This is a genomic window from Pseudomonas sp. A-R-19 (genome assembly GCF_019956575.1).
Taxonomy (GTDB): Bacteria; Pseudomonadota; Gammaproteobacteria; order Pseudomonadales; family Pseudomonadaceae; genus Aquipseudomonas.
The window spans coordinates 133,170-156,171 of record NZ_JAHBDR010000038.1; the positions used below are offsets into that span (position 1 = coordinate 133,170).

Consider the following 23,002-nt stretch of genomic DNA (forward strand, 5'->3'; position numbering starts at 1 on the left):
GTTGTGTTTTAGTAGATTGAACTCTGCCTTGTAGCATTTCGTTGATGTGGGTTTACACTTTCACCTGGATTGAATTTTTTTACGATATTGGCAGAACGTTCATTTATCGCATTTGTCGTGATGAATTTAACTCTCGCGGGGGAGGCTTTTATTTCTTTGGCTATTGTTAGGAAAGTTAAAACTGACCCGGTTTTTTTTGTCAGATAAGAATCAAAGCCCTCAAATTCTTTGGCGAGTTCTTGGCGATATTCCCCACTTAGTTCCGAAAGTTGTGAGTAGGGATGTGCAACGACATCGTCGATGTTGAGAGTGAGTTTTTCATCGTTTCTAGTTGTAAAGGAAAATGCATGTACTCTATTTTTTTTGTCGACCAATTTGAATAGCCCGCGGTGTTCATGGTCGTCGACAGGCATGTCAAGATTTGCTTGCGCAGAAGCTGATATAGACGCTCCTTTTGTTAGGTTATCTATCTGATCTTCATTGTAGGCATTGTATTGTTGGTTTTTGGCGGAATCCACTTTTCGCTCTAAGTGACTTCTAAGGTTTTCGTATTTGTTTTCGAAGTCAATAAGTATCTTGCTAGCCTCTTCTGTATTGACTCTTTTTATCCTAAATCCAGCTGTTGACGCATAAGCACCATTGCCACGAATTGTGGATGGCTGAATAGTTACATTTTTGGGGAGAAGGGGTAAAAATAGTGTTGCGAGCTTGCTTGATGCTATGCTCAAAGGGGCCAGTTTTGCCAGCCAGTACTGATGGCGGGTAAGTGTCACTTTTGATTCGGTTCCACTGTTGTCATACAGCATGATAGGATTATTTTTGACAAATAAGTAGCGATTGGGACCATCTATGTCCCCGCTAGGGTCAGGGTTGCACCAGCGCATCAACCACGGGGCATAGTATCGAAAACCATAGTAATAAAGGCCTGTGGCATCCTGCTCTTTCATGGAGTAACGAATAGTTTTGTATTTTGCTTCACTCTCACTTCTCGCCGCCCACCAGGCTGTTCCACCAAAAGCATAGTAGCCTTCCTGACTTAGCACGCCCGCCTCATCGTCCAGCTCAAGCATGCTGGAGCCCAAGTGATTACTTAAGCTATAGCGAATTTGATTGTTGCGAATATACTTGGGAGTTTGCCGAGTCCATTGCAAGACACGCACGCAACCGCTACCCGTTTCAATATTAATGACGTACCGCTCTTCCCCCATATTGTCGTGATGAAGTTCCAGTCCCGGTAAGTACCGTGTTTCGCTGGTGTTGACGACAGTTTTGGTCCTGTTTATTCGAATCTTGCGCACTCTTTGGCCTTGGGCGTCATAACGATAACGTTCGTCATCATTCTCCTCGTTTGCCCTGTCGACCAGCACCACTCCACTCAACTGGTTTCGGGTATCCCATTGCAGGGTTTGGGTACCGGGTGCGAGCACCTGTAGATTGCCATTGGGGTCGAAGCCCGAATTGAAGTCAGGCTCCCCAGATTCAGGTTTCAACAGGCTGCGATTACTCAAGGGGGAAGTGATCAATTCTCGCGTGTAGCCGTTGCTTCCCTCATGCACCAGTGTTCGCAAATTACCTGCCGCGTCATATACGAATGTCTGCTTGTAAGGCCCCATCCGTGTTGGGTCCAACATCGGGGTATGCAGCTCTGGCAAGCCAGGGCCATTGTTTGTCGGTATGGATTCGCGACCTGTCGCTTCTATCAGTTGATACAGCGTGTCATACCGATAAGTGCTGACAGGCTCCGTACGCCGGTTTCTGAAGTGCTGGACAGGCTGCGCGGTGTCTTCGATCCGGGTGATGTTGCCGACGGCGTCATAGTCATAGTGGTAATCCTGATAGCAGGTAGTACCAAAGCTTGAGGTGAGACGTAGCAGGCGATCAGTCTGAGCTTCGTAACGCCGGACGGTCCGCACGCCATTACCTCCGACTTCCTGTTCTATCTGACCTGTCGCGCCATAGATTACTTGGCTAAGGAGTGTCTTGTCGGGCAGATTCTCGCGTTTTAGTTGAATCTGCTGGAGTTCACCCGCGACGTTGTAGGCCATGAGTGTTTGATTGTTCCGGGCATCTCGTTGATTCGCTACCTCACCCGTGGCGTTGAATTGCCAGCAGGTGGTGGCTATTTCGGTTTCCAGCAGTTTCTCTCGCTCAGATAGGGCCTGCGGCCAATTCGGTGTCAGCAGATCATTCAGGAAGCGTCGTGATTCACTCAATATGCCACCCGCCAATCCGTACTCGTTGATCTGTCGCGAACCGGCCGGGTCATCGTGGCGAATCAGTTTTGCGCATTGGTTATGTACAGCAAACTCAAGGCTGTTCTCGGCGAAGTTCATCCGTTCGATCACCGAAGGCAGTTCACCGTCAGCTTGCTCCATCACGGCAATCGGTCGCAGCAAGCTGTCGTGTTCGATTTGGCGCAGTGTGTGCCGACTGTCCCATTCAGATAACAGCTCTCCCGCGCAGCCCATCAGTCTTACCCGCCAACCGGCATCGACACTTTCGCTTCGCAGCGGGTGACCCGAAAGGGAATAGCCGATGTTCAGGTTCGGCCCGCATTTGCGAGACCACAAGCGAGGATCCCAGTTGGCGTCCTCGTGCCCGTTGGCATTGAATGTCTGACGGGTAATGCGAGCTTCGACAAGCTCGTCGGAGTGAGCGCGATGGTAGGCCACGCTGCGAATCACATGGCGGCGTGGGTCCTGTGCCATCAAGGTTGGGCTGGAACGGTGCAGGTTGGCGGCCATATGATCGTTGAACGCTGATGGAGGATGTCAACGTATGCGCCGTTTTTGCCAGATTGACTACTGTCAGAAATAACAGGTGCCGAGCTGATTTACTTCTTCACCAGCGCCGAACACGCCGCCCTGAACGCTTCATGCTGATACTTGTTCAGCGTTCCCGGCAGTTCGAAATTATGCTTCTTGGCCTGGGCATTGATTGTCTGCGGCGACAGCAAGGTCACCTCGCAATTCTCCAGCAACTGGAAAACCCCTTCGATCTTGAACGTCGTCGGCCCGCCCGCGAACTCGCCTTTCTTGCTGCGCTTCTTGATCGCGATGCGGTCGATGGAATTCTCACGGACAAACGAAGCGACCTGAGCGGCGAACACTTTGACGTTGGCAGCTTCGTCGTCATCGTCCAGGGCGATTTTCTTGGTGGCGAGCGTGAGATGGCTCAACGCCTGACCGTCCAGCGTGGCCACGGCGATGATCGCTTCGCTGCCCTTGATTTCGATGCCGCAGACTTTCATGTTGGATCCTTTACTGGCTGAAGCGTGCAGCTTACAGCTCAAGTTGACTCGCGGTGATGCCAAACGCCGCGGCGATCTTCTCGCGGGTGGCTTTGCGTGGCTTGGCGACTGTTTCCTGTTGGGCGAAGGCCGGTTGGGTAATGCCCATGCGTTTGGCCACTTCATCCTGGGTAAGGTTCAAGTGTTCGCGCCAGGCGCGGATGGGTGTGGCGCCATCGACGATACGACTGACCACTTCGTGAGGAATCAGATCGGGATCAATCTTCTGCGCCACATATTGCGCATAGGGAATGACCACGAAGGCTGGATTGCCTTCGGCGTCGTTGATGATTTGAATGTCAGTAGGTGCGTTCATCGCGTTTTTTGACCTCTTGAATACTGACCACTTTGATCGCGCCATCCCAATCAAACATGACTCGATAGTTACCGACACGCAGCCGATAAGCGTAGTCATGACCGACCAGTGCTTTGACATTGCCTACTTCGGGCATGCCTGCCAGCGCCGTGATGGCATCACGAAGCTGGCCCTGATGAGCGGAATGCAATTTCAGGAGTTGCTTAACGGCCTTTCGAGTCCAGTGAATGCTGTTCATGGAAGAATATAAGTCTTTTATAAGACTTGCGAATCTTTACTTATATTTTCCAGGTGGCCAATCAACAATAGTTGTCAGCATGTTGCTTGAAAAGCCCACAGATTAGGGCTTCCAAGCAATACGTGTAGGCGAGGTCATAGCGGGTTGTAGGAACAAGGGAAAGTGCTGTTGAAAGCTGGATGCAGTTCCGGCATTCACCGGAATATTCAGGACTATTCCTGCCCAATCGACTCCAAAAACTCCGACCGTTCATCGCTCATCCGCGCCACACAATCATTCTGCGCGATGGTGAACGCCTTGCTGCCACTGGTGGCCGGGAAGGCTTCGACGGCGCAGTCTGCGTCGCGGGTCTTCAGCCACTGCTGTTGGGCGGCCTTGAGCTTGGCGGTGATGTCAGCCAGTTGCGACGGGTTTTTGCCGTATTGCGACTGCATGCGCTCGGTCAGGCCCTGGAGGTTTTCCTTGAGCAGGTCTTCGGCGGTGGTTTTGCTGAAGGCCGAGCATTCGAGAGTCTGGATGTCGTTTTCGACTTTGTCGCAGGGGTTGTCGTCGGCCTCCTCCGCTGCGTGTACGCCGGTCGCAATCAGTGCCATTGCCAGAATGATCGATTTCATTATCGTCGCCGCTCTTGTCCAGTGAAGCATCCAGTGATTCGCCGAATTCTGGCCCAAGCCGAGGGCCTTGAACAGGTCGGTGATTGTGCCTGGCGACGACCCTTTGTCGCGGATTGACGCTTTCGGCAAACCCCCTGTCGTTTTTGCACCCGGCTGCCCCCTCCCTCAGGCATATGCTGGCCCCAAAGCGCCGGCAGACGATTCGGCGCATGAATCGCTAATAAGGGGACAGCCTGATGAGCCCAGCCGAATTGCACGCCGACAGCATCGTTATCGACGGGCTGATTATTGCCAAGTGGAACCGTGAACTGTTCGAAGACATGCGCAAGGGCGGTTTGACCGCGGCCAACTGCACCGTGTCGGTGTGGGAGGGCTTCCAGGCCACCGTCAACAACATCGCCGCCAGCCAGAAGCTGATCCGCGAGAACAGCGACCTGGTGATTCCGGTCCGCACCACTGCCGACATCCGCAAGGCCAAGGAGCAGGGCAAGACCGGCATCCTTTTCGGCTTCCAGAATGCCCACGCCTTTGAAGACCAGATCGGCTATGTCGAAGTCTTCAAGCAGCTCGGCGTTGGCATTGTGCAGATGTGCTACAACACCCAGAACCTGGTGGGCACCGGTTGCTACGAGCGTGATGGCGGCCTGTCGGGCTTCGGTCGCGAAATCGTCGCCGAGATGAACCGCGTCGGCGTGATGTGCGACCTGTCCCACGTCGGATCCAAGACTTCCGAAGAAGTCATCCTCGAGTCGAAGAAGCCGGTCTGCTACTCCCACTGCCTGCCGTCGGGGCTCAAGGAGCACCCGCGCAACAAGTCCGATGAAGAACTGAAGTTCATCGCCGACCACGGCGGTTTTGTCGGTGTGACCATGTTCGCGCCGTTCCTGGCCAAGGGCATCGATTCGACCATCGACGACTACGCCGAAGCGATCGAATACACCATGAACCTGGTGGGCGAAGACGCCATCGGCATCGGCACCGACTTCACCCAGGGCCATGGCCAGGACTTCTTCGAATACCTGACCCACGACAAGGGCTACGCCCGCCGCCTGACCAGCTTCGGCAAGATCATCAACCCGCTGGGCATCCGCACCGTCGGCGAGTTCCCGAACCTGACCGAAACCTTGCTCAAGCGCGGCCATTCCGAGCGCGTCGTGCGCAAGATCATGGGCGAGAACTGGGTGAACGTGCTGAAAGACGTCTGGGGCGAATAAGCCGCCGCACTTCTGAATCCTTTCCCGCTGCCGTCCGTGCAGCGGGCAACACAACGAATTTTCTGGAGTTAAGTTTCCATGGCCAAGATCGCCCCGCAATTGCCAATCGAAGTCGACAGCGAAACCGGTGTCTGGACCTCCGACGCCCTGCCGATGCTGTATGTGCCGCGCCATTTCTTCGTCAACAACCACATGGGCATCGAGGAAGTGCTGGGCGCTGAAGCTTATGCCGAAATCCTCTATAAGGCCGGCTACAAGTCCGCCTGGCACTGGTGTGAAAAAGAAGCCGAATGCCACGGACTGGAAGGGGTGGCGGTGTTCGAACACTACATGAAGCGTCTGTCGCAACGCGGCTGGGGCCTGTTCAAGATCCAGGACATCGACCTCGACAAAGGCACCGCCAGCGTCAAGCTCGAACACTCGGCGTTCGTCTACGTGTACGGCAAGGTCGGGCGCAAGGTCGACTACATGTTCACCGGCTGGTTTGCCGGTGCAATGGACCAGATCCTCGCCGCTCGCGGCAGCAAGATCCGCACTGTGGCCGAGCAAGTCTACGGTGGCTCCGAAGAGGGCCACGAAGACGGCTTGTTCACCGTCAAGCCGTTGTAAGTCGAGGAACCCGCCATGGCTTTCGAAGCAATGTTCCAGCCGATCCAGATCGGCAAACTGACCATCCGCAACCGCGTGCTCAGCACCGCGCACGCCGAGGTCTACGCGACTGACGGTGGCATGACCACCGACCGGTACGTCAAGTATTACGAAGAGAAAGCCAAGGGCGGGATCGGCCTGGCGATTTGCGGCGGCTCGTCGGTGGTCGCCATCGACAGCCCGCAGGAGTGGTGGAGTTCGGTCAACCTGTCCACCGACCGCATCATTCCGCACTTCCAGAATCTGGCCGACGCCATGCACAAGCACGGCGCCAAGATCATGATCCAGATTACCCACATGGGCCGTCGCTCGCGTTGGGACGGCTTCAACTGGCCGACCCTGATGTCGCCATCGGGTGTGCGTGAGCCGGTGCACCGTGCCACCTGCAAGACTATCGAGCCGGAAGAGATCTGGCGGGTGATCGGTAACTACGCGCAAGCGGCACGCCGCGCCAAGGCCGGTGGCCTGGACGGTGTCGAGCTGTCGGCCGTGCACCAGCATATGATCGACCAGTTCTGGAGCCCACGGGTCAACAAGCGTACCGACGAATGGGGCGGCACCTTCGAAGGCCGCATGAAATTCGGTCTGGAAGTGTTGAAAGCCGTGCGCGCCGAGGTCGGTGACGACTTCTGCGTGGGCATGCGCATCTGCGGTGACGAGTTCCACCCCGACGGCCTGTCCCATGAAGACATGAAGCAGATCGCCAAGTATTACGACGACACCGGCATGCTCGATTTCATCGGCGTCGTGGGCTCGGGTTGCGACACCCACAACACCCTGGCCAACGTGATTCCGAACATGAGTTATCCACCGGAGCCGTTCCTGCATCTGGCTGCCGGCATCAAGGAAGTGGTCAAGGTTCCCGTGCTGCACGCGCAGAACATCAAGGACCCGAACCAGGCCACGCGCATTCTGGAAGGCGGTTACGTCGACATGGTCGGCATGACCCGCGCGCACATCGCCGACCCGCACCTGATCGCCAAGATCAAGATGGGCCAGATCGACCAGATCAAGCAATGCGTTGGTGCCAACTACTGCATCGACCGTCAGTATCAGGGCCTGGATGTGCTGTGCATCCAGAACGCCGCGACGTCCCGTGAGTACATGGGCGTGCCGCACATCATCGAAAAAACCACCGGCGTGAAACGCAAGGTGGTGGTCGTTGGTGCCGGTCCTGCGGGGATGGAAGCCGCTCGCGTTGCCGCCGAACGTGGCCACGACGTGACCCTGTTCGAGAAAAAAGAATTCATCGGCGGGCAAATCACCACCGCTTCGAAAGCACCGCAACGGGACCAGATCGCCGGTATCACCCGTTGGTATCAGCTGGAGCTGGCTCGGTTGAAAGTCGACCTGCGCCTGGGTACCGCGGCGGATGCGCCGACCATCATGGACCTGCGTCCGGACGTGGTAGTGCTGGCCGTCGGCGGTCATCCGTTCATCGAACAGAACGAACACTGGGGCGCGGCTGAAGGCCTGGTGGTCAGCAGCTGGGATGTGCTCGACGGCAAGGTGGCGCCTGGCAAGAACGTGCTGGTCTACGACACCATTTGCGAGTTCACCGGCATGTCGACTGCCGACTTCATTGCGGACAAGGGCAGCCAGGTCGAGATCGTCACCGACGACATCAAGCCGGGCGTGGCCATCGGTGGTACGTCGTTCCCGACTTACTACCGCAGCATGTACCCGAAAGAAGTGATCATGACCGGCGACATGATGCTGGAGAAGGTCTACCGCGAAGGCGACAAGCTGGTGGCGGTGCTGGAAAACGAATACACCGGCGCCAAAGAGGAACGGGTGGTGGACCAGGTGGTGATCGAGAACGGCGTGCGTCCGGACGAGGAGATCTACTACGCGATGAAGGAAGGCTCGCGCAACAAGGGCCAGATCGACGTCGAAGCCTTGTTCGCGATCAAGCCGCAGCCTTGCCTGGAGCAGAGCGGCGACGGCTACTTGTTGTTCCGCATCGGCGACTGCGTGGCCCAGCGGAACGTGCATGCGGCGATCTATGACGCGCTGCGGTTGTGCAAGGACTTCTAAGCCTGCCACCTGTAGGCGCCGGCTTGCTGGCGATGAACGATAACGCGGTCTGCCTGAATCACCGCGTCGTCTGAATCGCCAGCAAGCCGGCTCCTACAAGACCGATGCATGACTCCGTGGTTTGTGGGAGCTTCACCATGTTGAACACCCTTCTTCCAATCCTGTTGTTCGCCGCCTTGGGCCTTGGTGTCCTGGGTGCGTTGCGGCGGGTGGCCATGTGGCGCCGGGGCCGGGCTTCGAAAGTCGACCTGATCGGCGGCCTGTTCGCCATGCCCAAGCGTTACATGGTCGACTTGCACCATGTGGTGGCGCGAGACAAATACATTGCCAACACCCACGTGGCCACGGCCGGCGGTGCGGTGGCGTCCATCGTGCTGGCGATTCTGGTGCACGGTTTCGGCCTGCATAACCGCTTCCTCGGCTATGCGCTGCTGCTGATGACGGCGGTGATGTTCGTCGGCGCGATCTTCGTTTACCTGCGTCGGCGCAACCCGCCGGCGCGCCTGTCGAAAGGCCCGTGGATGCGCCTGCCGAAAAGCCTGCTGGCGTTCTCGGCCTCGTTCTTCCTGGTGACCTTGCCGGTGGCCGGCATCCTCCCGGAAAACTTCGGTGGCTGGCTGTTGGCAGTGATTCTCGGAGTCGGCGTGTTGTGGGGCGTGTCGGAACTGTTCTTCGGCATGACCTGGGGCGGGCCGATGAAACACGCCTTCGCCGGTGCGCTGCACCTGGCCTGGCACCGTCGCGCCGAACGCTTCGGTGGCGGTCGTTCCACGGGCCTCAAGCCGCTGGACTTGAACGATCCGACCGCGCCACTGGGCGTGGAAAAACCCAAGGATTTCACCTGGAACCAGTTGCTCGGCTTCGACGCCTGCGTGCAGTGCGGTAAATGTGAAGCGGCGTGCCCGGCGTTTGCTGCCGGCCAGCCGCTGAACCCGAAAAAACTGATTCAGGACATGGTCGTCGGCCTGGCCGGTGGCACCGATGCGAAATTCGCCGGCAGCCCGTATCCGGGCAAGGCCATCGGTGAACACGCCGGTAATCCGCATCAACCGATCGTCAACGGCCTGGTAGACGCCGAGACCCTGTGGTCGTGCACCACCTGCCGCGCCTGCGTCGAGGAATGCCCGATGATGATCGAGCACGTCGATGCCATCGTCGACATGCGCCGTCATCTGACCCTGGAAAAAGGTGCGACCCCGAACAAGGGCGCCGAGGTCCTGGAAAACCTGATCGCCACCGACAACCCGGGCGGCTTCGCGCCGGGCGGGCGGATGAACTGGGCGGCGGACCTGAACCTCAACCTGCTCAGCGAAAAGAAATCCACCGACGTGCTGTTCTGGGTTGGCGACGGTGCCTTCGACATGCGCAACCAGCGTACCCTGCGCGCCTTCGTCAAAGTGCTGAAAGCGGCGAAAATAGACTTCGCCGTGCTCGGCCTCGAAGAGCGCGACAGCGGTGACGTGGCGCGGCGCCTGGGCGATGAGGCGACTTTCCAACTGTTGGCCAAGCGCAACATCCAGACCCTGGCCAAATACAGCTTCAACCGTATCGTCACCTGCGATCCGCACAGCTTCCACGTGCTGAAAAACGAGTACGGCGCCTTCGATGGCAACTACCTGGTGCAGCACCACAGCACCTACATGGCGGAAATCATCGATGCTGGCGCGCTCAATCTTGGCCAGCACAAAGGCGACAGCGTGACCTATCACGATCCGTGCTACCTCGGCCGCTACAACGGCGAGTACGAGGCGCCGCGCCAGGTCCTGCGCGCCCTCGGGATCGAAGTGAAAGAGATGCAACGTTCCGGTTTCCGTTCGCGCTGCTGCGGCGGCGGTGGCGGCGCGCCAATCACCGACATTCCGGGCAAGCAGCGGATTCCCGACATGCGCATGGAAGACATCCGTGAAACCGGCGCCGAACTGGTGGCGGTGGGTTGTCCACAATGCACCGCCATGCTCGAAGGCGTGGTCGAACCCCGGCCGTTGATCAAGGACATTGCCGAACTGGTGGCCGATGCGTTGCTGGAAGACTCAGCGCCAAGCAAGCCAGCTGCACCGGCCCAACGTGAACCTGCGGAGGTGCACTGATGAGCGACATTATTCGCCGCGACCCGCGGGCTGAATGGATCGCCCGCAACCGTCTGCACCCGCTGCATGCGGCCATGCAGCCGGCGCAACACAGCTGGATGGGCCCCAACGGTGTCATCCGCAAGAATCCCCATGGCATTGGCTTTATCGGCCCCAACGGGATCAAGCGAATCGACCGCAGTGGCGCGCAGCAGGGCGGGGCGACCAAGCGTACCGCCGCTGTTGAAGTGCAATTGCCGCTGCATCAAGTGCCTGCCCCGGCGCACTACATCTGCGTGGTACCCGACATGGTCGGTGGCCGCCTGAGCAGCCATGACCGCGACCTGTTGGGCCTGGCCCATCAACTGGCCGGCAATGACGGCGCGGTGCTGGCCGTGGTCTTCGGCGAACACAAGGAAAGCGCTTTTGCCACGGCGGGCGTCGACCGCCTGCTGGTGCTGGAAGGTGAAGAATTCAACGGTTATGCACCGGAACAACGGGTCCAGGGCCTGAGGGCTGTGGATAACCAGTTCAGCCCACGTCACTGGTTGCTGCCGGACAGCCGCAGCGGCGGTGGCGAACTTGGCCGACGCTTTGCCGCAGCGCTGGGCGAACGCCCGGCGACGCGGGTCTGGCAGGTCAAGGACCAGGAGTGCATCGGCCGCGCCGGTGCCGGTCTGCAAGACCTCGCGCGTCCGGTTGCGCGCTTGATTCTGGCGGCGGCCGAGTGCGCCGAACCGGTCAGTGAAACCCGTCACGAAGCCTTGCCGGTGGAGTTATCCACAACCGTGGCGCGCAGCCTGTCGCGGATCGAAGACCTGGGTGCGGTGGCAGTCGATCCGGCGGCGATCCCCATGGCCGAAGCCGAGTTCATTTTCTCCGGCGGCAACGGGGTCAAGGACTGGGGACTTTTCCACAGGACCGCCGAAGCCCTCGGCGCGACCGAAGGCGCATCGCGGGTGGCGGTGGACGACGGCTTCATGGCCCGCGACCGTCAGGTCGGCGCGTCCGGCACCTGGGTTACCGCACGGGTTTATGTGGCAGTAGGGATTTCCGGGGCGATCCAGCACCTGCAAGGCATCGGTGCCTGCGACAAGGTGGTGGCGATCAACCTTGACCCTGGCTGCGACATGATCAAGCGCGCAGACCTCTCGGTGATCGGCGAGAGCGCGGAGATTCTTCAAGCCTTGATCGAGGCGGTAGAGGCTTACCGCAACGACGCCAAGCGCGATGCGGCTTAAGGGAAGGAAAGGGTTATGAGCACGAAAATCATCAGCCTGGTGTCCATCGGCGCCCACCCGACCTCCGGTCGGCCGCGTCGCGCGGAACAGGATGCACGGGCGGTGGAACTGGGTCTGCAACTGGCTGGGGATAACTTGCAAGTGCTGCATGCCGGCGACATCACCGAGCCTGCGCTGCGCGCTTATCTGGGCATGGGCCTGGAACAGTTGCATGTGCTTGAGCAACCCGAGGGTGCCGATGCACTGCCGGCATTGACCGAATATCTGCGCGATGCCGGTGCTCAGGTGGTGTTGACCGGCAGCCAGGCAGAAACCGGTGAAGGTTCCGGCATGTTGCCCTTCCTGCTGGCCGAAAGCCTCGGCTGGCCGCTGGTGGTGGGGCTGGCGCAGGTCGAGTCGATCGATGGCGGTTCGGCGCTGGTGCTGCAAGCCTTGCCCCGTGGTCAGCGTCGTCGGTTGAAGGTGCGTCTGCCGTTCCTGGCGACTGTGGATAACGCAGCGCCAAAGCCGCGCCAGAGCGCCTATGGCCCGGCCCGACGCGGGGTGTTGCAGGCCCGGGACGTGGAAATCGTCGACGATGAACTGCTGGCGGTCGCCACCCTGCAACCGGCCAAGCCACGGCCAAAGCGCTTGAAAGTGATCAAGGCTAAAAGTGGCGCCGATCGTATGAAAGCCGCAACGGCCAAGGCCAGTGGCGGCGGCGGGCAGGTGCTTAAAGGCGTGACGGCGCAAGCTGGGGCTGAGGCAATCCTCAAATTGCTGATTGAAGAGGGCGTGGTTCGCTGAAGTGGTGGCGAGCAAGCCCGCTCGTGCGTTCGATCCAGGGTGATTATGGACCAAGGGCTGCGGGAATGGGTGCCGGCTGTACGGGTGGCGGTACGGTCGGCGCTACCGTTTGCTGTTGCACCGGCGGCGGCAACGGCTGCCAGCTGGCGTCCGGTTGCTGCATCGGCGGTAGCAGCGGTGCACCCAGGGTACTCGGAGCGCCGCTGGATTTGAGAGTGACGCTATTGCTGGTGTCACGCAGGATCATCCCTTCGGTGGAACTGCGCGCCTCGGTACCGCTGTGGAAGGTGCTGACCTGAGAGATCGGCAGATCCAGATTGCGCTCGATCCGGGGGGTGAGCAGCAGGATGATTTCTGTCCTCTGCTGGGTGCCCAGATTGGTACCGAACAAGGTTTTGCCCAGCCACGGGATATTGCTCAGCCATGGCAAGCCTGACCCTTCATCAATATCTGCCGTGCGGATGAGTCCTGAGACCACTTGGGTTTCATTGTTGCGTGCTGTCAGCATGGTTTTGGTGGAACGGGATCCCAGCTCAAAGGTAGCCGGAACATTTTCCGAGCCAGGGATGCGTTTGGTGATGTGGCTCATTTCCACAAACAGATCGAGGCTGATTTCGTCGGCCAGGCTGATGTTGGGCTGCACTTCGATTTTCAGGCCCACGTCCTGGTAGCTCACTGAAGAAGTGCTGATCTGGTTGGCGGTCGTGGTGGTGATCACTGGAATCTTGTCGCCGATATTGACCTGAGCCTGCTCGCGGTTTTTCACACGAACCCTTGGGTTGGCCAGGGTCACGGTGTTGCCGCTGCGTTGTAGCAGGTTGATCCGTGCTGAAGTACTCCCGGTGTCGAGCAAAATGTTATCGCCATTGATCCCCCGCAATGCGCTGATAGGGGTGCCGGCGAGCCCCTCGGGCAGGTTGGTGAAGTTGCCCACCGAAAGGCCGATGCTTTCGGGGTAGGCGATCCCCAGGTTCTGTTCGTCCGCCAGGCTGACCTCGAGCACCTGAATATCAATGGTCACTTCCGACTGGGCGATGTCGATGGCTTCCACTAGTTTTTCCACGGCGCTCAAGGTGTCGAGACCATCGCGCACAATCACTGCGTTGAGGCGCTCATCCACCAGCACTTCCTTGGGCTTGAGCAACTGCTTGATTTCGGCGGCGATCAACTTCGGGTCGCTGTGGCTCAGGTAGAAGGTACGCACCGCCAGTTCACGGTATTCGCGATCTTTTTCCGGCCGTGAGGGGTACACCAGGATGGTGTTGGCGTTGAGGATTTTCTTCTGCAGTTGCTGGGTTGCCAGCAGCAGGTTGAGTGCATCTTCAGCGGTGGTTCTGGTGGCGGTCATGCTGGCGGCGGCATTGGGGTTCACGTCCTTGTCGATGACGAAGTTGACGCCTGACACGCGGGCGATGGTCTCGAAGATGGCCGTCAGGCTCTGGGAGCTGAACTCCAGACTCACGGGTTTGCGCATGGCGTCACTGAGGTCGGGGCTCAGGTAATCGGCGCTCACCAGTTCGCGGGTCAGGGCATTGCGCAGCTCAAGGGCTGCGCGATAGTTGGGTTTCTGCGCGATGATCTGGCGCACCAGATTCAGAGCTTCTACCGGATTGCTGCCTTTCATCGCGAAAGCCCGAGCCAATTGCGGGCGTAGCTGCTGCATCATCTGGATGCTCTGGATTTCCTGGCGGGCGCCGAGGTTGCCAGGGTCGTACTTGAGGATGGTTTGCATGGCGGCGATGGCCGCGGCGTCATCACCACGCAGCAACGCGGCGCTGGCCTCGCGGCTGTATTGGGCGACCAATATTTCCAGTTTGCTGAAGTTGGCGGTGCGCAGTCGTACATCGTCGGGGTTTTCCCTGGCTTCGGCTTGCAGCAGTTCTACCGAATCCACGATTTGACCTTGCTGGCGCAGTTCATCGCTTTGCTCGATGGCGCGCTGCGTCTGGCAACCGGTCAGCAGGAACAATCCAAGGCAGCAGTGAACTAGTGTGCGCGTTGACATGGGCACTCTCTTTTTCCGTCACGGTTGGGTACCCAGATGTAAAGTGCTGACGTGCTTCATCGGTAAGTACGTCAGCACCACGCTGGTGTCGGTCAATTTGTCCAGCCGGTAGTCTTTGTCGAGCATGCCGCCAGGCCGAATCCGGCCCGGTACGGTGCATCGGTTGCACAAGGTGTATTGGTTGCCGTTACCTCTGAGCACGACGATCTTGGCCTGGTTTTGATAGCGCCATTGCGCACTGACAACAAACGGCAGGGGCGGCGGTGTCGGTGTCGGGTTGCTGACCACCGGGGGAGGAGGTGGTGGCTTCCAGGTCTGAGTCGGGAATACATCCACCAGGGGGCCGGTTTCAGCAACCACCGTTTGCGTCGGCTCAGGTGGCGTCGGGGTGGATACTTCGGACACTGCTGCGGGGGATGTTGGCGTGTTGGGGCTGCCGGCCTGATCCTGCCAGAACAACCAGCCGCAACCGCACAGGGTGAGCAGCAGCAAGATCCGCAGATAGAGTGGCACTTTCAATCAACCACCCCCAATACGCTCAACTTGAGGTTGATGGTCAGCTGCGCAATGTCGATCTCCTTGCGCTCCAGAGTGAGGTTTTCGATACGCACCGCCGGTTCTTGCACCACGATGGCCAAGGCCTGACGCAATGCTGGATAAGTGCCAGCCAGGGGGATGTCGATGTCCAGCCGTTGCAGTCCGTCATCGCCGGGCGTTGAGTAGGACAGGGTGGTCTGGTCGATGTTGAATCCCTGTTGCTGAATCAGCGTCAGGATCTTTTCCAGGCGAGTCGCGAAGGCCTGGGCACTGGGTAATTTTTCTACCACTGCCGGCTCGGTGACCTGTACATCTTGAGGGCGTTCGGCGATGGCTGCCTGCAGTTCCTGGCGACGCAAGGCGTCCTGTTCAAGGGACGGGACAATCAGTGTCCATTTAATCAACAACGTGCAGGTAATGACCCCGAGGGCGAGCAGGCCCCAGAAGCCGAGGATTTGCTGCCAATGCGCCAGTTGCCACTGCAGGCGTGGTAGCCATTGAACGAGGGAGGGCAGGCGACGCGTCAAGCGCTTGATCATGGCTTATCCGCCGTCAAGGGTAAGCTTGACCAGCACCGGGAGGGCTGGATCGTTGGTTTTACGGCTGCTTTGTTGCAGGTTTACTTGAATGCCTTTCAGGGTCTTGAGTCGCTCGACAAAGCGAAACGCGTCGCCCAGAACCCGAGCTTCCAGGTCAAGGTTCAGTATTTGGGTCTGGGTGTTGACCTCCAGGCGTGTCAGCGCCACATCGTGGGACCACGCTTGCCCCACGGCATCGAGCAGGGGGAACGGGGTGACCGCTTGCCTGGCGAAGATCACCAACTGTTGCTTTTGCTGGGGCGAAAGGTGGATGGCAGCCTGAATCAGTTGTTCCTGTTGCCGGGCCAGTTGGATGAATTGCTGCTCCAGTTCGTCGGTCTGTCGCTGTTGATGCTGCATCTGCTGCCAGTGCTGCGATGTGGTGAGCAACACCATCAGGGCGATCAGCCATAGCAACGCCACAAGGGGGCGGCGGGTGGCACCGGGGTGCAGAAAATCGATCGTCGGCAAGCGCGGGGCCCGCAGGCGTTGCCAGCGGTTGCGCAGCGCGAGGTTCATGGTGCCGGCTCCATCAACCAGGGGTGGGGTGGTCCCAGCCAGTGTTCGGGCGGCTCCACGGGGCGAGGGGTGGCGACAAAGGTGGTTGGCGGGTGTTGTTCAACCAACAGGTTGGCGGTGAACAGGTTGTTACTCAGGAGACTGTCGGGAGCGGTGTGTATCAAGCAGACCTGGCTGACTTTCCCTTGCTGCAGGTAGACGCAACCGAGGGCGCTGGTTTCAGGCACCGCCAACACACAGTCACCACGCAACTGCTTGCCGTAATGCTGCAGGGTTGCTGTCAGCAAGGGTACACAGGCACTAAACGGCAGGGCCTTGAGCTTGAACAGGATGCGCAAGTCTTCCAGCAGATCCAGGGGAGTAGCCACCGCAAGGCAGCTTTGACCGAAGCCTGGCGGTGCGACCTGTACCTGCCAGAGGGTCGGGTCAATGCCGGTCTGCTGGCTCAAGCTCGCCCGGGCGTAACCTTGCCAATCGGCCTGGCTATACAGGCCTGCTTGCCAGGGCAGCGTCCAGTAGTGCACATGGGGAAAGCCCAACAGTAATGTGACCCGGTCCAGATAGCGCAAACGCCCTCTTGGCGCCCGTTCCAGCAGGGCGGCGCAAGCACCCATGGGCTCGCCGTCCTGGTGACTGCGCCAGGTCGTTGCGGTTTTCCAGCGGGGGCGGGCGGCCCAGCTGGCGCCCGTGCTTTGCAGCAACACCACGTGCTCAATACAGAGAGATGACACGGTGAATCTCCTTGAGTGTGGTGTGTCCGGCGGCAGCGCTGGCCAGTGCGATATCGCGGATAAACAGGTGGCCAGCCTGCTGCGCCAACTCCCGCAGGGCAGACGCCGAACTGCGTTGCAGCAATCCTTCCTTGATGCTGTCGGTGACGGTCAACACCTCGGCCAGTGCCAATCGCCCGCGATAGCCGGTGTGACGACAGGCCTCACAACCCTTGCCGACCCGGTAACGACCGTCCTTCAAGTGCAATGGCGACAGCTTCGCCAGTCGCGTCAGTTCAGCATCGGGCTCGATATCCACGGCGCACTCCTCGCAGATGCGCCGTACCAGTCGTTGGGCAACCACACCGTTCAGCGCCTCGACAAAACTGGCCGGCTCCACGTCCATGTAGATGAAGCGCTCCAACACGCTGAAGGCGCTGTTGGCATGCACCGAGGACATCACCAGGTGCCCGGTCAGCGCTGCCTGTACGGCTATGCCGGCAGTCTCGCCGTCGCGGATTTCCCCCACCAGAATCGTGTCTGGGTCATGACGCAGGATCGAGCGCAGGCCACGGGCGAAGGTCAGCCCCTTTTTGTCGTTGACCGGAATTTGCAAGACCCCTGGTAACTCGTATTCCACCGGGTCTTCGATGGTGATGATTTTCTTTTCGCCAGTATTGGTCTCCGACAAGGCGGCATACAAGGTGGTGGATTTGCCGCTACCGGTTGGCCCCGTCACCAGCAACATGCCGTAGGGCTCACTGGCCAGGACACGAATACGCGCGATGGTGTCGGCAGCCAGTCCCAGGGAATCGAGGCTCAGTGCTTCGCCCCGTTGCGACTTGTCGAGGATACGCAGCACGGCATCTTCGCCGTGGATACTGGGCATGATCGACACCCGAAAATCCACTTCGCGAGCCTGAATCCTGGCCTTGAAACGACCGTCCTGAGGCACCCGTCGTTCGCCTATGTCCAGCTCCGACAAGACCTTGATCCGCGACAGCGACTGCTCTGCCATATCCAGCCCGGCTGCCTGCCCCATTTTTTGCAGCACACCGTCGATGCGGTACTTGATCTCCAGGCCCTGGGGCGTGGATTCGACGTGAATATCGCTCGCGCGGCTTTGCAGGGCATCGAATAACATTGAGTTGACCAGGCGCACCACCGGGTTGTCGTCGCGGGCAATACTGCTCAGTGAGATCTCCTGGGCTGCCTGCATTACTCGAGCATTTTCGTCGTCCTCGCCGAAGGGTTGCATGACCCGTTGGCTGGCTTCGGCCAGGGTCAACTGCTGTTTCACCGCGCCCGCCAAACTCATGCCCAGAGGCAGTGATTGCAAGGTTCTGGAAGACTGGATCCAGCGACGACTGGCCAGTGAAAACGGATCCCCCAACACCAGGCAGGGCTCACCTTGATTGTCCACCACCAGCACCTGATGGATCAGCGCCTGGGGCAGGGGCAGCAGGTCGAAACGCCAGTGATTGTCGAGTTCCCGCGGGTCGATGGCCTTCAAACCGAGTTGTCTGGCAATTGCCTGCAATTGATCGGGCGTGTTGTTCAGCTCCTCCAGCAAATAATTGGCCATCGACAGCCCTTGCCGGTCGGCGAGGATTTGCCATTGTCGGGTTTGATCACTCATCGCATTACCCCTGGATGGAGCCCGCCAACTCGAAAATCGGCATGTACAACATGAACACGATCAGCCCGATCAAGCCGCCGACCACCAGCATCAGTAGGGGTTCGAAGACCTTGCTGAACAATTCGATGGCCCGTTCGAGCGCCTCATCATGAAATTGCGCAATGCGTTCACACATCGCCGCCAATTCACCGCTTTGCTCGCCCACCCGCAACAGGCGTTCAGCGACAGCGGTGGTCAGTTGGTGGCGTGCCAGGGATGTCGACAGCGGCTGGCCAGCCTGGATGTCGGTCATGGCCTGGCGCAGTGCGCCCTGGCGTTCACCGGGCAGCAGCGCGCCGGACAACGCGATCGCCGTGACCACCGGCATCCCGCCCATCAGCAGCATTCCGGCGGTGCGGTAAAAGCGGGCGAGGATAAACAGCGTGCGCTGGGCACCCAGGCTCGGGATTTTCCAGAACAGTGCGCTGGCCCGCTGCTTGAAGGCGTCGCTGCGCAACAGCAGCACCAGGCTGGCGACAGCCACCAGGGTGCCGAGCATCAGCTCCACACCACGCGTTTGCACCAGTGCTCCCCACCACACCATGAACCGGGCGGTGGCCGGCAGATCGGCTACCGCATCGAACACCGAGGCAAATCGCGGGATCACAAAAAACAACAGGAACAGCAGGATCAGCGCGCCGACACTCAGTACCACCAAGGGATACATCAGTGCACCGCTGACGCGTTTTTTCACCGTCTCCAGGTGAGCCTCGAAATGGTGATAACGCCGCAGCGCGACGGACAACTGGCCGCTGTGCTCCGAGGACGCCACGGTGGCAATCAACAGCGAAGGAAACGTCTGCGGCTTGAACTGCATTGCCCGGGACAGCGCGTTGCCCTGGTACATCGATTCCAGCAGCTCACTCATGATCTGCCGATTGACGCCGGGTGCCGCTTTGTCGCGCAAGGTTTCCACCGCTTCCACCAGCACCAGGCCGGCATCGAGCAATACCACCAGTTCCTGAATGAACAGGCCCAGGGCAAATTTTGTGCGACGGCTGGGCAGCTTCAGTTGGCGACGCGCTTGCACAGAGATGATCTGCGTACCGTCGTCCTCCAACTGCCGGCGTGCCTGGGCAAGGTCCGGCGCCTGGATGCGCAGGGTCTGCAAATGGCCATCGCGGATGATGCGTGCCTCGAAGTCGATCATGGTGTTGGCCCGGCCAGTTGTTGCCTGCGCTGCTGCAGTTCACCGTAATAACGCCAGACGGCGGCGGCGTAGCGCGAACGACGGGCATCACGTCCGGGGCGCGTACCGGCGTTATAGGCACCGACGGCTTGCCAGCCGTAACCTTTCTCGCGGATGAACCCGGCGAGCACCCATGCTCCGACGATCACGCTGGTGCAGGGTTGGGTCAGCAGGTGTTGTTCGGTGATGCCGAATTGCGCCAGTGCTGGCAGATGGCGGCTGTTGATTTGCATCAAGCCGATGTCATGGCTGCCGTCGCTGTTGAGGTTGCGGGCGATCGGGTTCAAGCCCGACTCAACTCTGGCGATGGCGTAGAGCAGCAATGGGTCTATGTGGTATCGGCTGCCCGCCAGTTGCCAACAATTGGCGTGCGCGCCGTTGATCAAAAACATGGCGCCCAGTGCGAGGACGAAACGGTGCATGTTCATTGACCAAACACGATGTCAGCACTCGTCCCTTCGCCGCCAGCCTGGCCATCGCGGCCCAGGGAGATAATCTCGATCTCGTGGGCTGCTCCAGGGTTTTTGTACAGGTAGGGATTGTTCCATGGATCGGGTGGTGCGCCTTTCGGCAGATAAGGGCCATGCCAATTGGGCTCGGATGCAGGGCGTTCGATCAGCGCTTTCAAGCCCAGGGCTTCGCTGGGGTAATGACTATTGTCCAGGCGGTACTGATTCAAGGTATCGCCCAGGGACTTCATCTGGCCTTTGGCGGATTGCACCTTGGCCAATTCAAGTCGATCGAACATCTTCGGTCCGACGTAGCCGGCGAGCAGGGCGATAATTAGTAGAACAACCAGTAGTTCTAATAAGGTGAAGCCCTGTTGTGCGCGTGAGGCAATAGAAGGTATCGATAGAGAGCGCATTGAAATACCCTGTTGGGAGTGCCAAGGCACGGCGGTTGTATAGGGTTTTTCCGGCCCGTAATTACACAGGCACAGCCGGTAGAACTGCGTCACTGTACTTCTGGGTGAATCGGATTGTCGTTTAAGGTCGAACCAGAGTTATGTCATTAATTTGAAGTATGTTTTCGTTTATTAAAAGCGCCGCACTGCAAAGCGCGGCGCTTAATAGGTGGAAATCAATCGGAATGTAGTTAATCTATTTCGATCCAGGCATCTTTCCAGTGACTACCCGTTCCAGGCGCGTAAAAGCTCGGGGCTTGCGAACACCACCCACTCTCACCACCGGGTTTGCACTGATAGTTTGCACCTTTGTTCGAAACCTTCTCATTAGGGGCGTATGGAGGTGTTTTGTTCTCTACATAAGGGGGATAAGTGTCGCCGTTGGCCGGATTGATCCTCACGGGGAACTCGACGGGCTTGCTGGGTTTCCCATTTTGAGTATCGCGCACGATTAACCCTACAGCGTGATTTCCCGGTTCTGTGGAGGAGAAGGCTTTGAACGTCACTGTGTCGCCATTCAGTACTTCGGTCGTCCCAGCGGGGACCCAACTAAAGAGCAACCTACCGTTGTACCCGATTGAGGACTGGCCAGAAAAGGTATAAGTCTGTCCTGACACCAAAGTGCTTGGGCCGGTAATCCTTGCTACCGGGGCTGTTGGGTTGATAGGCGTCTCACCATCACCGGGGAGGATGGACATGGCCTTGGTGTAAGCCTCATTGGTTGCGTAGACAGAGTTGGCGGCAGCGTTGGTGGAGTTGAACACCACGTTATTGCCGTTTTTTTCACCAATCCTGGCGATATTCGCCGGCACTTGTTCAGCTACCTGACGCCCCCAGACGTTAGGGTTCAAGTTGCTTTGGTCGATCTTTTGCGTGATATCGACGACTTCCTTGAACGCCGGCGGACCGCCCAAGATGCGGAAATGCACGGCGTACCCTACTTTGAGGTCATCCATACCGGAAATAAATGGACCCAGATCATGTAGCGGATCAGGTGTCCCGGCACCGGCAATGTTGATGTCGCTGCAGTTGTAAAAGCCTTCGCCTGCCGGATCCTCACGCTGCCACCGGGTATAGAGCACGGCATCACCCGAACGGCCTGGGGGAATGGCTACGTTGAACTTGAAGAAACCCGTGGCCCCTGCAATTTTCGGCGGCTGACTGCCCCAGTCAGTGCGGGCCACCTTCATCGTTTCTTCATGGATTAATTCCAGGTCGCTCCACTTCAGCTTCGTCGTCGCAGCGTTATAGCCGGGTTTACTGAGGTAAATTTTCACGAAGCTTTCGACATGGGGGGCGGTACCGATAATCCGTACTTCCATGATGCCATTCTTGGGTGTGATAGATGTTTTGTACCAGGAGGCCAAGGGTAGGTTAAGTCCGTTTTTGAGTGGGTCGGCGGCAGAGCAGAGTTGTCCATCCGGTATCGCCTCCATGACCGCAGTGTCATTTTTGTAGTCTTTGACCAGTTTGGCCACTTCGTTCCATTGTTGCCCCGGATATGATCCGCTCACCTCGTGTACAGCTTTGCAGGCCGGGTCATTGGTACCTCCCCAGAAACCCGGGAGCGTATAGCAATGCACCTGTCGTGAAACAGGAATATCCACTGCGCCATGGGCCCAGACGAGTGTGGGTACTAATAACACTGCCGCCATCATCCAACGCAGCAAGGAACGCTTGTTTCGCTGTAGGTTCTTCATGTGGGTGTCCACCTTCAATTCAGATATGCGTGTTCCGAACTGCATGGAACAATCAGGGTGATTTGTCGCTGTTAACTTCATCCGGTCGATTCAACTCCATTGGGCGTGAAGGTTATTGGAGGGTTACTCTGTCCAGGGACGTACAGAAACATCCACCCTTGATAACTGCCTTGTCCCGTGAAGCTCTGATTCTTTTTGGAGAAGTTGTTTTGCTTGAAAGGTGTTCCCTTGGCGGTGCTGAAGACGCCCATGATGCTGTTGCCCGGGCCCTTGATCAGCCCCCATTCGGTGGTACCCGACAGGGGGTCCTCATAGACCCGGCGCAAGTAGCGTTTGGTGGTCGGCATGCGGCGATCCAGCACCAGGTCATCGAGGGTTTTGGGGAAGGATTTGCCATGTTCGTAATACAGGCCGATGGCCTGGCGTATTTCACCGCCGCGGGCCAAAAGTTCCAGTTCGCGTTCGCGTTGCAGCACACTTGACCAGAGCGTGCCAGTTTCCATCAGCATCACCGCGACAATTGCCACTGAAACCAACATGCCCATGAACACCGAGCCTTGCTGGCGCTGTTTACCCGTCTGAAGGGTGTAGTCGGTGATAACGAGCTTTTCGTTCTTATGTGCGTTTAATAGATAATCTCGAGCATAAAATAGCGCTATGAGGTTTTCTCTATGGACAATCGGAGTCAGTTTTTCCATTGTCGTATTCATTTCGCTTTATTTGGAATGAGTCC

At 58.5% G+C, this 23,002-nt stretch carries 22 protein-coding genes; 6 read left to right on the top strand and 16 right to left on the bottom strand.

Annotation, left to right across the window (positions count from 1 at the left end; translation table 11 throughout):
* Positions 1 to 8 precede the first annotated feature (8 nt).
* From KGA88_RS06780 to KGA88_RS06800, 5 genes are all read right to left on the bottom strand, one after another.
* Positions 9 to 2,744, bottom strand: coding sequence for an RHS repeat domain-containing protein (locus KGA88_RS06780; protein WP_223589779.1), 2,736 nt, complete (start codon positions 2,742 to 2,744; stop codon positions 9 to 11).
* Positions 2,745 to 2,833: 89 nt separating this feature from the next.
* Positions 2,834 to 3,250 (bottom strand): DUF3010 family protein, encoded by a 417-nt coding sequence (locus tag KGA88_RS06785; protein ID WP_110659635.1) that lies wholly within the window; start codon positions 3,248 to 3,250, stop codon positions 2,834 to 2,836.
* Positions 3,251 to 3,281: 31 nt separating this feature from the next.
* Complete coding sequence (locus tag KGA88_RS06790; protein WP_110659634.1) at positions 3,282 to 3,605, bottom strand: helix-turn-helix domain-containing protein; 324 nt, start codon at positions 3,603 to 3,605, stop codon at positions 3,282 to 3,284.
* Positions 3,589 to 3,843, bottom strand: coding sequence for a type II toxin-antitoxin system RelE family toxin (locus KGA88_RS06795; protein WP_110659633.1), 255 nt, complete (start codon positions 3,841 to 3,843; stop codon positions 3,589 to 3,591). Before KGA88_RS06795 ends, KGA88_RS06790 begins: the two co-directional genes overlap by 17 nt.
* Positions 3,844 to 4,055: 212 nt before the next feature.
* A complete protein-coding gene (locus tag KGA88_RS06800) occupies positions 4,056 to 4,457 on the bottom strand; it encodes a lysozyme inhibitor LprI family protein (protein ID WP_110659632.1) in 402 nt (133 codons plus the stop codon).
* A gap of 236 nt (positions 4,458 to 4,693) precedes the next feature.
* Between KGA88_RS06800 and KGA88_RS06805 the strand changes: the two genes are divergently transcribed.
* The 6 genes from KGA88_RS06805 to KGA88_RS06830 all read left to right on the top strand — a co-directional run bounded on the left by KGA88_RS06805 (position 4,694) and on the right by KGA88_RS06830 (position 12,449).
* Positions 4,694 to 5,671, top strand: a complete 978-nt coding sequence (locus tag KGA88_RS06805) for a dipeptidase (protein WP_108216971.1) — start codon at positions 4,694 to 4,696, stop codon at positions 5,669 to 5,671.
* A 78-nt stretch (positions 5,672 to 5,749) separates the two neighbouring features.
* The gene (locus KGA88_RS06810) at positions 5,750 to 6,280 is read left to right on the top strand and encodes a DUF5943 domain-containing protein (protein ID WP_008048169.1); all 531 of its coding nucleotides are present in this window, start codon (positions 5,750 to 5,752) and stop codon (positions 6,278 to 6,280) included.
* A 15-nt stretch (positions 6,281 to 6,295) separates the two neighbouring features.
* Positions 6,296 to 8,356 carry a dimethylglycine demethylation protein DgcA gene (gene dgcA, locus KGA88_RS06815; protein ID WP_110659631.1) on the top strand — a complete coding sequence of 687 codons (2,061 nt, stop codon included), beginning with the start codon at positions 6,296 to 6,298 and terminating at the stop codon, positions 8,354 to 8,356.
* Between the two features lie 137 nt (positions 8,357 to 8,493).
* On the top strand, positions 8,494 to 10,443 hold the full coding sequence (gene dgcB / locus KGA88_RS06820) for a dimethylglycine demethylation protein DgcB (RefSeq protein WP_223589781.1): 1,950 nt from the start codon (positions 8,494 to 8,496) through the stop codon (positions 10,441 to 10,443).
* Positions 10,443 to 11,663: an electron transfer flavoprotein subunit alpha/FixB family protein gene (locus KGA88_RS06825; RefSeq protein WP_110659629.1), complete on the top strand. Its 1,221-nt coding sequence runs from the start codon at positions 10,443 to 10,445 to the stop codon at positions 11,661 to 11,663. Before dgcB ends, KGA88_RS06825 begins: the two co-directional genes overlap by 1 nt.
* 15 nt (positions 11,664 to 11,678) lie before the next feature.
* Positions 11,679 to 12,449, top strand: a complete 771-nt coding sequence (locus KGA88_RS06830; RefSeq protein ID WP_223589784.1) for an electron transfer flavoprotein subunit beta — start codon at positions 11,679 to 11,681, stop codon at positions 12,447 to 12,449.
* Positions 12,450 to 12,492: 43 nt separating this feature from the next.
* On the opposite strand, the gene KGA88_RS06835 is transcribed toward KGA88_RS06830, so the two are convergent.
* From KGA88_RS06835 to KGA88_RS06885, 11 genes are all read right to left on the bottom strand, one after another.
* Positions 12,493 to 14,454, bottom strand: a complete 1,962-nt coding sequence (locus tag KGA88_RS06835; protein WP_223589787.1) for a secretin N-terminal domain-containing protein — start codon at positions 14,452 to 14,454, stop codon at positions 12,493 to 12,495.
* 18 nt (positions 14,455 to 14,472) lie between these two features.
* The gene (locus KGA88_RS06840) at positions 14,473 to 14,973 is read right to left on the bottom strand and encodes a hypothetical protein (protein ID WP_223589789.1); all 501 of its coding nucleotides are present in this window, start codon (positions 14,971 to 14,973) and stop codon (positions 14,473 to 14,475) included.
* Complete coding sequence (locus KGA88_RS06845) at positions 14,970 to 15,530, bottom strand: GspMb/PilO family protein (RefSeq protein ID WP_110661777.1); 561 nt, start codon at positions 15,528 to 15,530, stop codon at positions 14,970 to 14,972. The genes KGA88_RS06840 and KGA88_RS06845 overlap by 4 nt, the downstream gene beginning before the upstream one ends.
* 3 nt (positions 15,531 to 15,533) lie before the next feature.
* Positions 15,534 to 16,088: a hypothetical protein gene (locus tag KGA88_RS06850; protein ID WP_110661776.1), complete on the bottom strand. Its 555-nt coding sequence runs from the start codon at positions 16,086 to 16,088 to the stop codon at positions 15,534 to 15,536.
* Positions 16,085 to 16,819, bottom strand: a complete 735-nt coding sequence (locus tag KGA88_RS06855; protein ID WP_223589791.1) for a hypothetical protein — start codon at positions 16,817 to 16,819, stop codon at positions 16,085 to 16,087. The genes KGA88_RS06850 and KGA88_RS06855 overlap by 4 nt, the downstream gene beginning before the upstream one ends.
* Entirely contained in the window at positions 16,800 to 18,437 is a 1,638-nt protein-coding gene (locus KGA88_RS06860; RefSeq protein WP_223589793.1) for a GspE/PulE family protein, read from the bottom strand. The genes KGA88_RS06855 and KGA88_RS06860 overlap by 20 nt, the downstream gene beginning before the upstream one ends.
* Before the next feature lie 4 nt (positions 18,438 to 18,441).
* Positions 18,442 to 19,626: a type II secretion system F family protein gene (locus KGA88_RS06865; protein WP_223589796.1), complete on the bottom strand. Its 1,185-nt coding sequence runs from the start codon at positions 19,624 to 19,626 to the stop codon at positions 18,442 to 18,444.
* Complete coding sequence (locus KGA88_RS06870) at positions 19,623 to 20,093, bottom strand: transglycosylase SLT domain-containing protein (RefSeq protein WP_223589798.1); 471 nt, start codon at positions 20,091 to 20,093, stop codon at positions 19,623 to 19,625. Before KGA88_RS06870 ends, KGA88_RS06865 begins: the two co-directional genes overlap by 4 nt.
* Complete coding sequence (gene gspG / locus KGA88_RS06875) at positions 20,090 to 20,530, bottom strand: type II secretion system major pseudopilin GspG (protein WP_110662148.1); 441 nt, start codon at positions 20,528 to 20,530, stop codon at positions 20,090 to 20,092. The genes KGA88_RS06870 and gspG overlap by 4 nt, the downstream gene beginning before the upstream one ends.
* Before the next feature lie 230 nt (positions 20,531 to 20,760).
* A complete protein-coding gene (locus KGA88_RS06880) occupies positions 20,761 to 22,269 on the bottom strand; it encodes a lytic polysaccharide monooxygenase (RefSeq protein WP_223589800.1) in 1,509 nt (502 codons plus the stop codon).
* 77 nt (positions 22,270 to 22,346) lie between these two features.
* A complete protein-coding gene (locus KGA88_RS06885) occupies positions 22,347 to 22,967 on the bottom strand; it encodes a type II secretion system protein (RefSeq protein ID WP_223589802.1) in 621 nt (206 codons plus the stop codon).
* Between the last annotated feature and the right edge of the window lie 35 nt (positions 22,968 to 23,002).

Coding starts and splice junctions, on each gene's coding strand:
- KGA88_RS06780 (WP_223589779.1), bottom strand. CDS start 2,744: ATGGCCGCCAACCTGCACCGTTCCAGCCCAACCTTGATGGCACAGGAC.
- KGA88_RS06785 (WP_110659635.1), bottom strand. CDS start 3,250: ATGAAAGTCTGCGGCATCGAAATCAAGGGCAGCGAAGCGATCATCGCC.
- KGA88_RS06790 (WP_110659634.1), bottom strand. CDS start 3,605: ATGAACGCACCTACTGACATTCAAATCATCAACGACGCCGAAGGCAAT.
- KGA88_RS06795 (WP_110659633.1), bottom strand. CDS start 3,843: ATGAACAGCATTCACTGGACTCGAAAGGCCGTTAAGCAACTCCTGAAA.
- KGA88_RS06800 (WP_110659632.1), bottom strand. CDS start 4,457: ATGAAATCGATCATTCTGGCAATGGCACTGATTGCGACCGGCGTACAC.
- KGA88_RS06805 (WP_108216971.1), top strand. CDS start 4,694: ATGAGCCCAGCCGAATTGCACGCCGACAGCATCGTTATCGACGGGCTG.
- KGA88_RS06810 (WP_008048169.1), top strand. CDS start 5,750: ATGGCCAAGATCGCCCCGCAATTGCCAATCGAAGTCGACAGCGAAACC.
- dgcA (WP_110659631.1), top strand. CDS start 6,296: ATGGCTTTCGAAGCAATGTTCCAGCCGATCCAGATCGGCAAACTGACC.
- dgcB (WP_223589781.1), top strand. CDS start 8,494: ATGTTGAACACCCTTCTTCCAATCCTGTTGTTCGCCGCCTTGGGCCTT.
- KGA88_RS06825 (WP_110659629.1), top strand. CDS start 10,443: ATGAGCGACATTATTCGCCGCGACCCGCGGGCTGAATGGATCGCCCGC.
- KGA88_RS06830 (WP_223589784.1), top strand. CDS start 11,679: ATGAGCACGAAAATCATCAGCCTGGTGTCCATCGGCGCCCACCCGACC.
- KGA88_RS06835 (WP_223589787.1), bottom strand. CDS start 14,454: ATGTCAACGCGCACACTAGTTCACTGCTGCCTTGGATTGTTCCTGCTG.
- KGA88_RS06845 (WP_110661777.1), bottom strand. CDS start 15,530: ATGATCAAGCGCTTGACGCGTCGCCTGCCCTCCCTCGTTCAATGGCTA.
- KGA88_RS06850 (WP_110661776.1), bottom strand. CDS start 16,088: ATGAACCTCGCGCTGCGCAACCGCTGGCAACGCCTGCGGGCCCCGCGC.
- KGA88_RS06860 (WP_223589793.1), bottom strand. CDS start 18,437: ATGAGTGATCAAACCCGACAATGGCAAATCCTCGCCGACCGGCAAGGG.
- KGA88_RS06865 (WP_223589796.1), bottom strand. CDS start 19,626: ATGATCGACTTCGAGGCACGCATCATCCGCGATGGCCATTTGCAGACC.
- KGA88_RS06870 (WP_223589798.1), bottom strand. CDS start 20,093: ATGAACATGCACCGTTTCGTCCTCGCACTGGGCGCCATGTTTTTGATC.
- gspG (WP_110662148.1), bottom strand. CDS start 20,530: ATGCGCTCTCTATCGATACCTTCTATTGCCTCACGCGCACAACAGGGC.
- KGA88_RS06880 (WP_223589800.1), bottom strand. CDS start 22,269: ATGAAGAACCTACAGCGAAACAAGCGTTCCTTGCTGCGTTGGATGATG.
- KGA88_RS06885 (WP_223589802.1), bottom strand. CDS start 22,967: ATGGAAAAACTGACTCCGATTGTCCATAGAGAAAACCTCATAGCGCTA.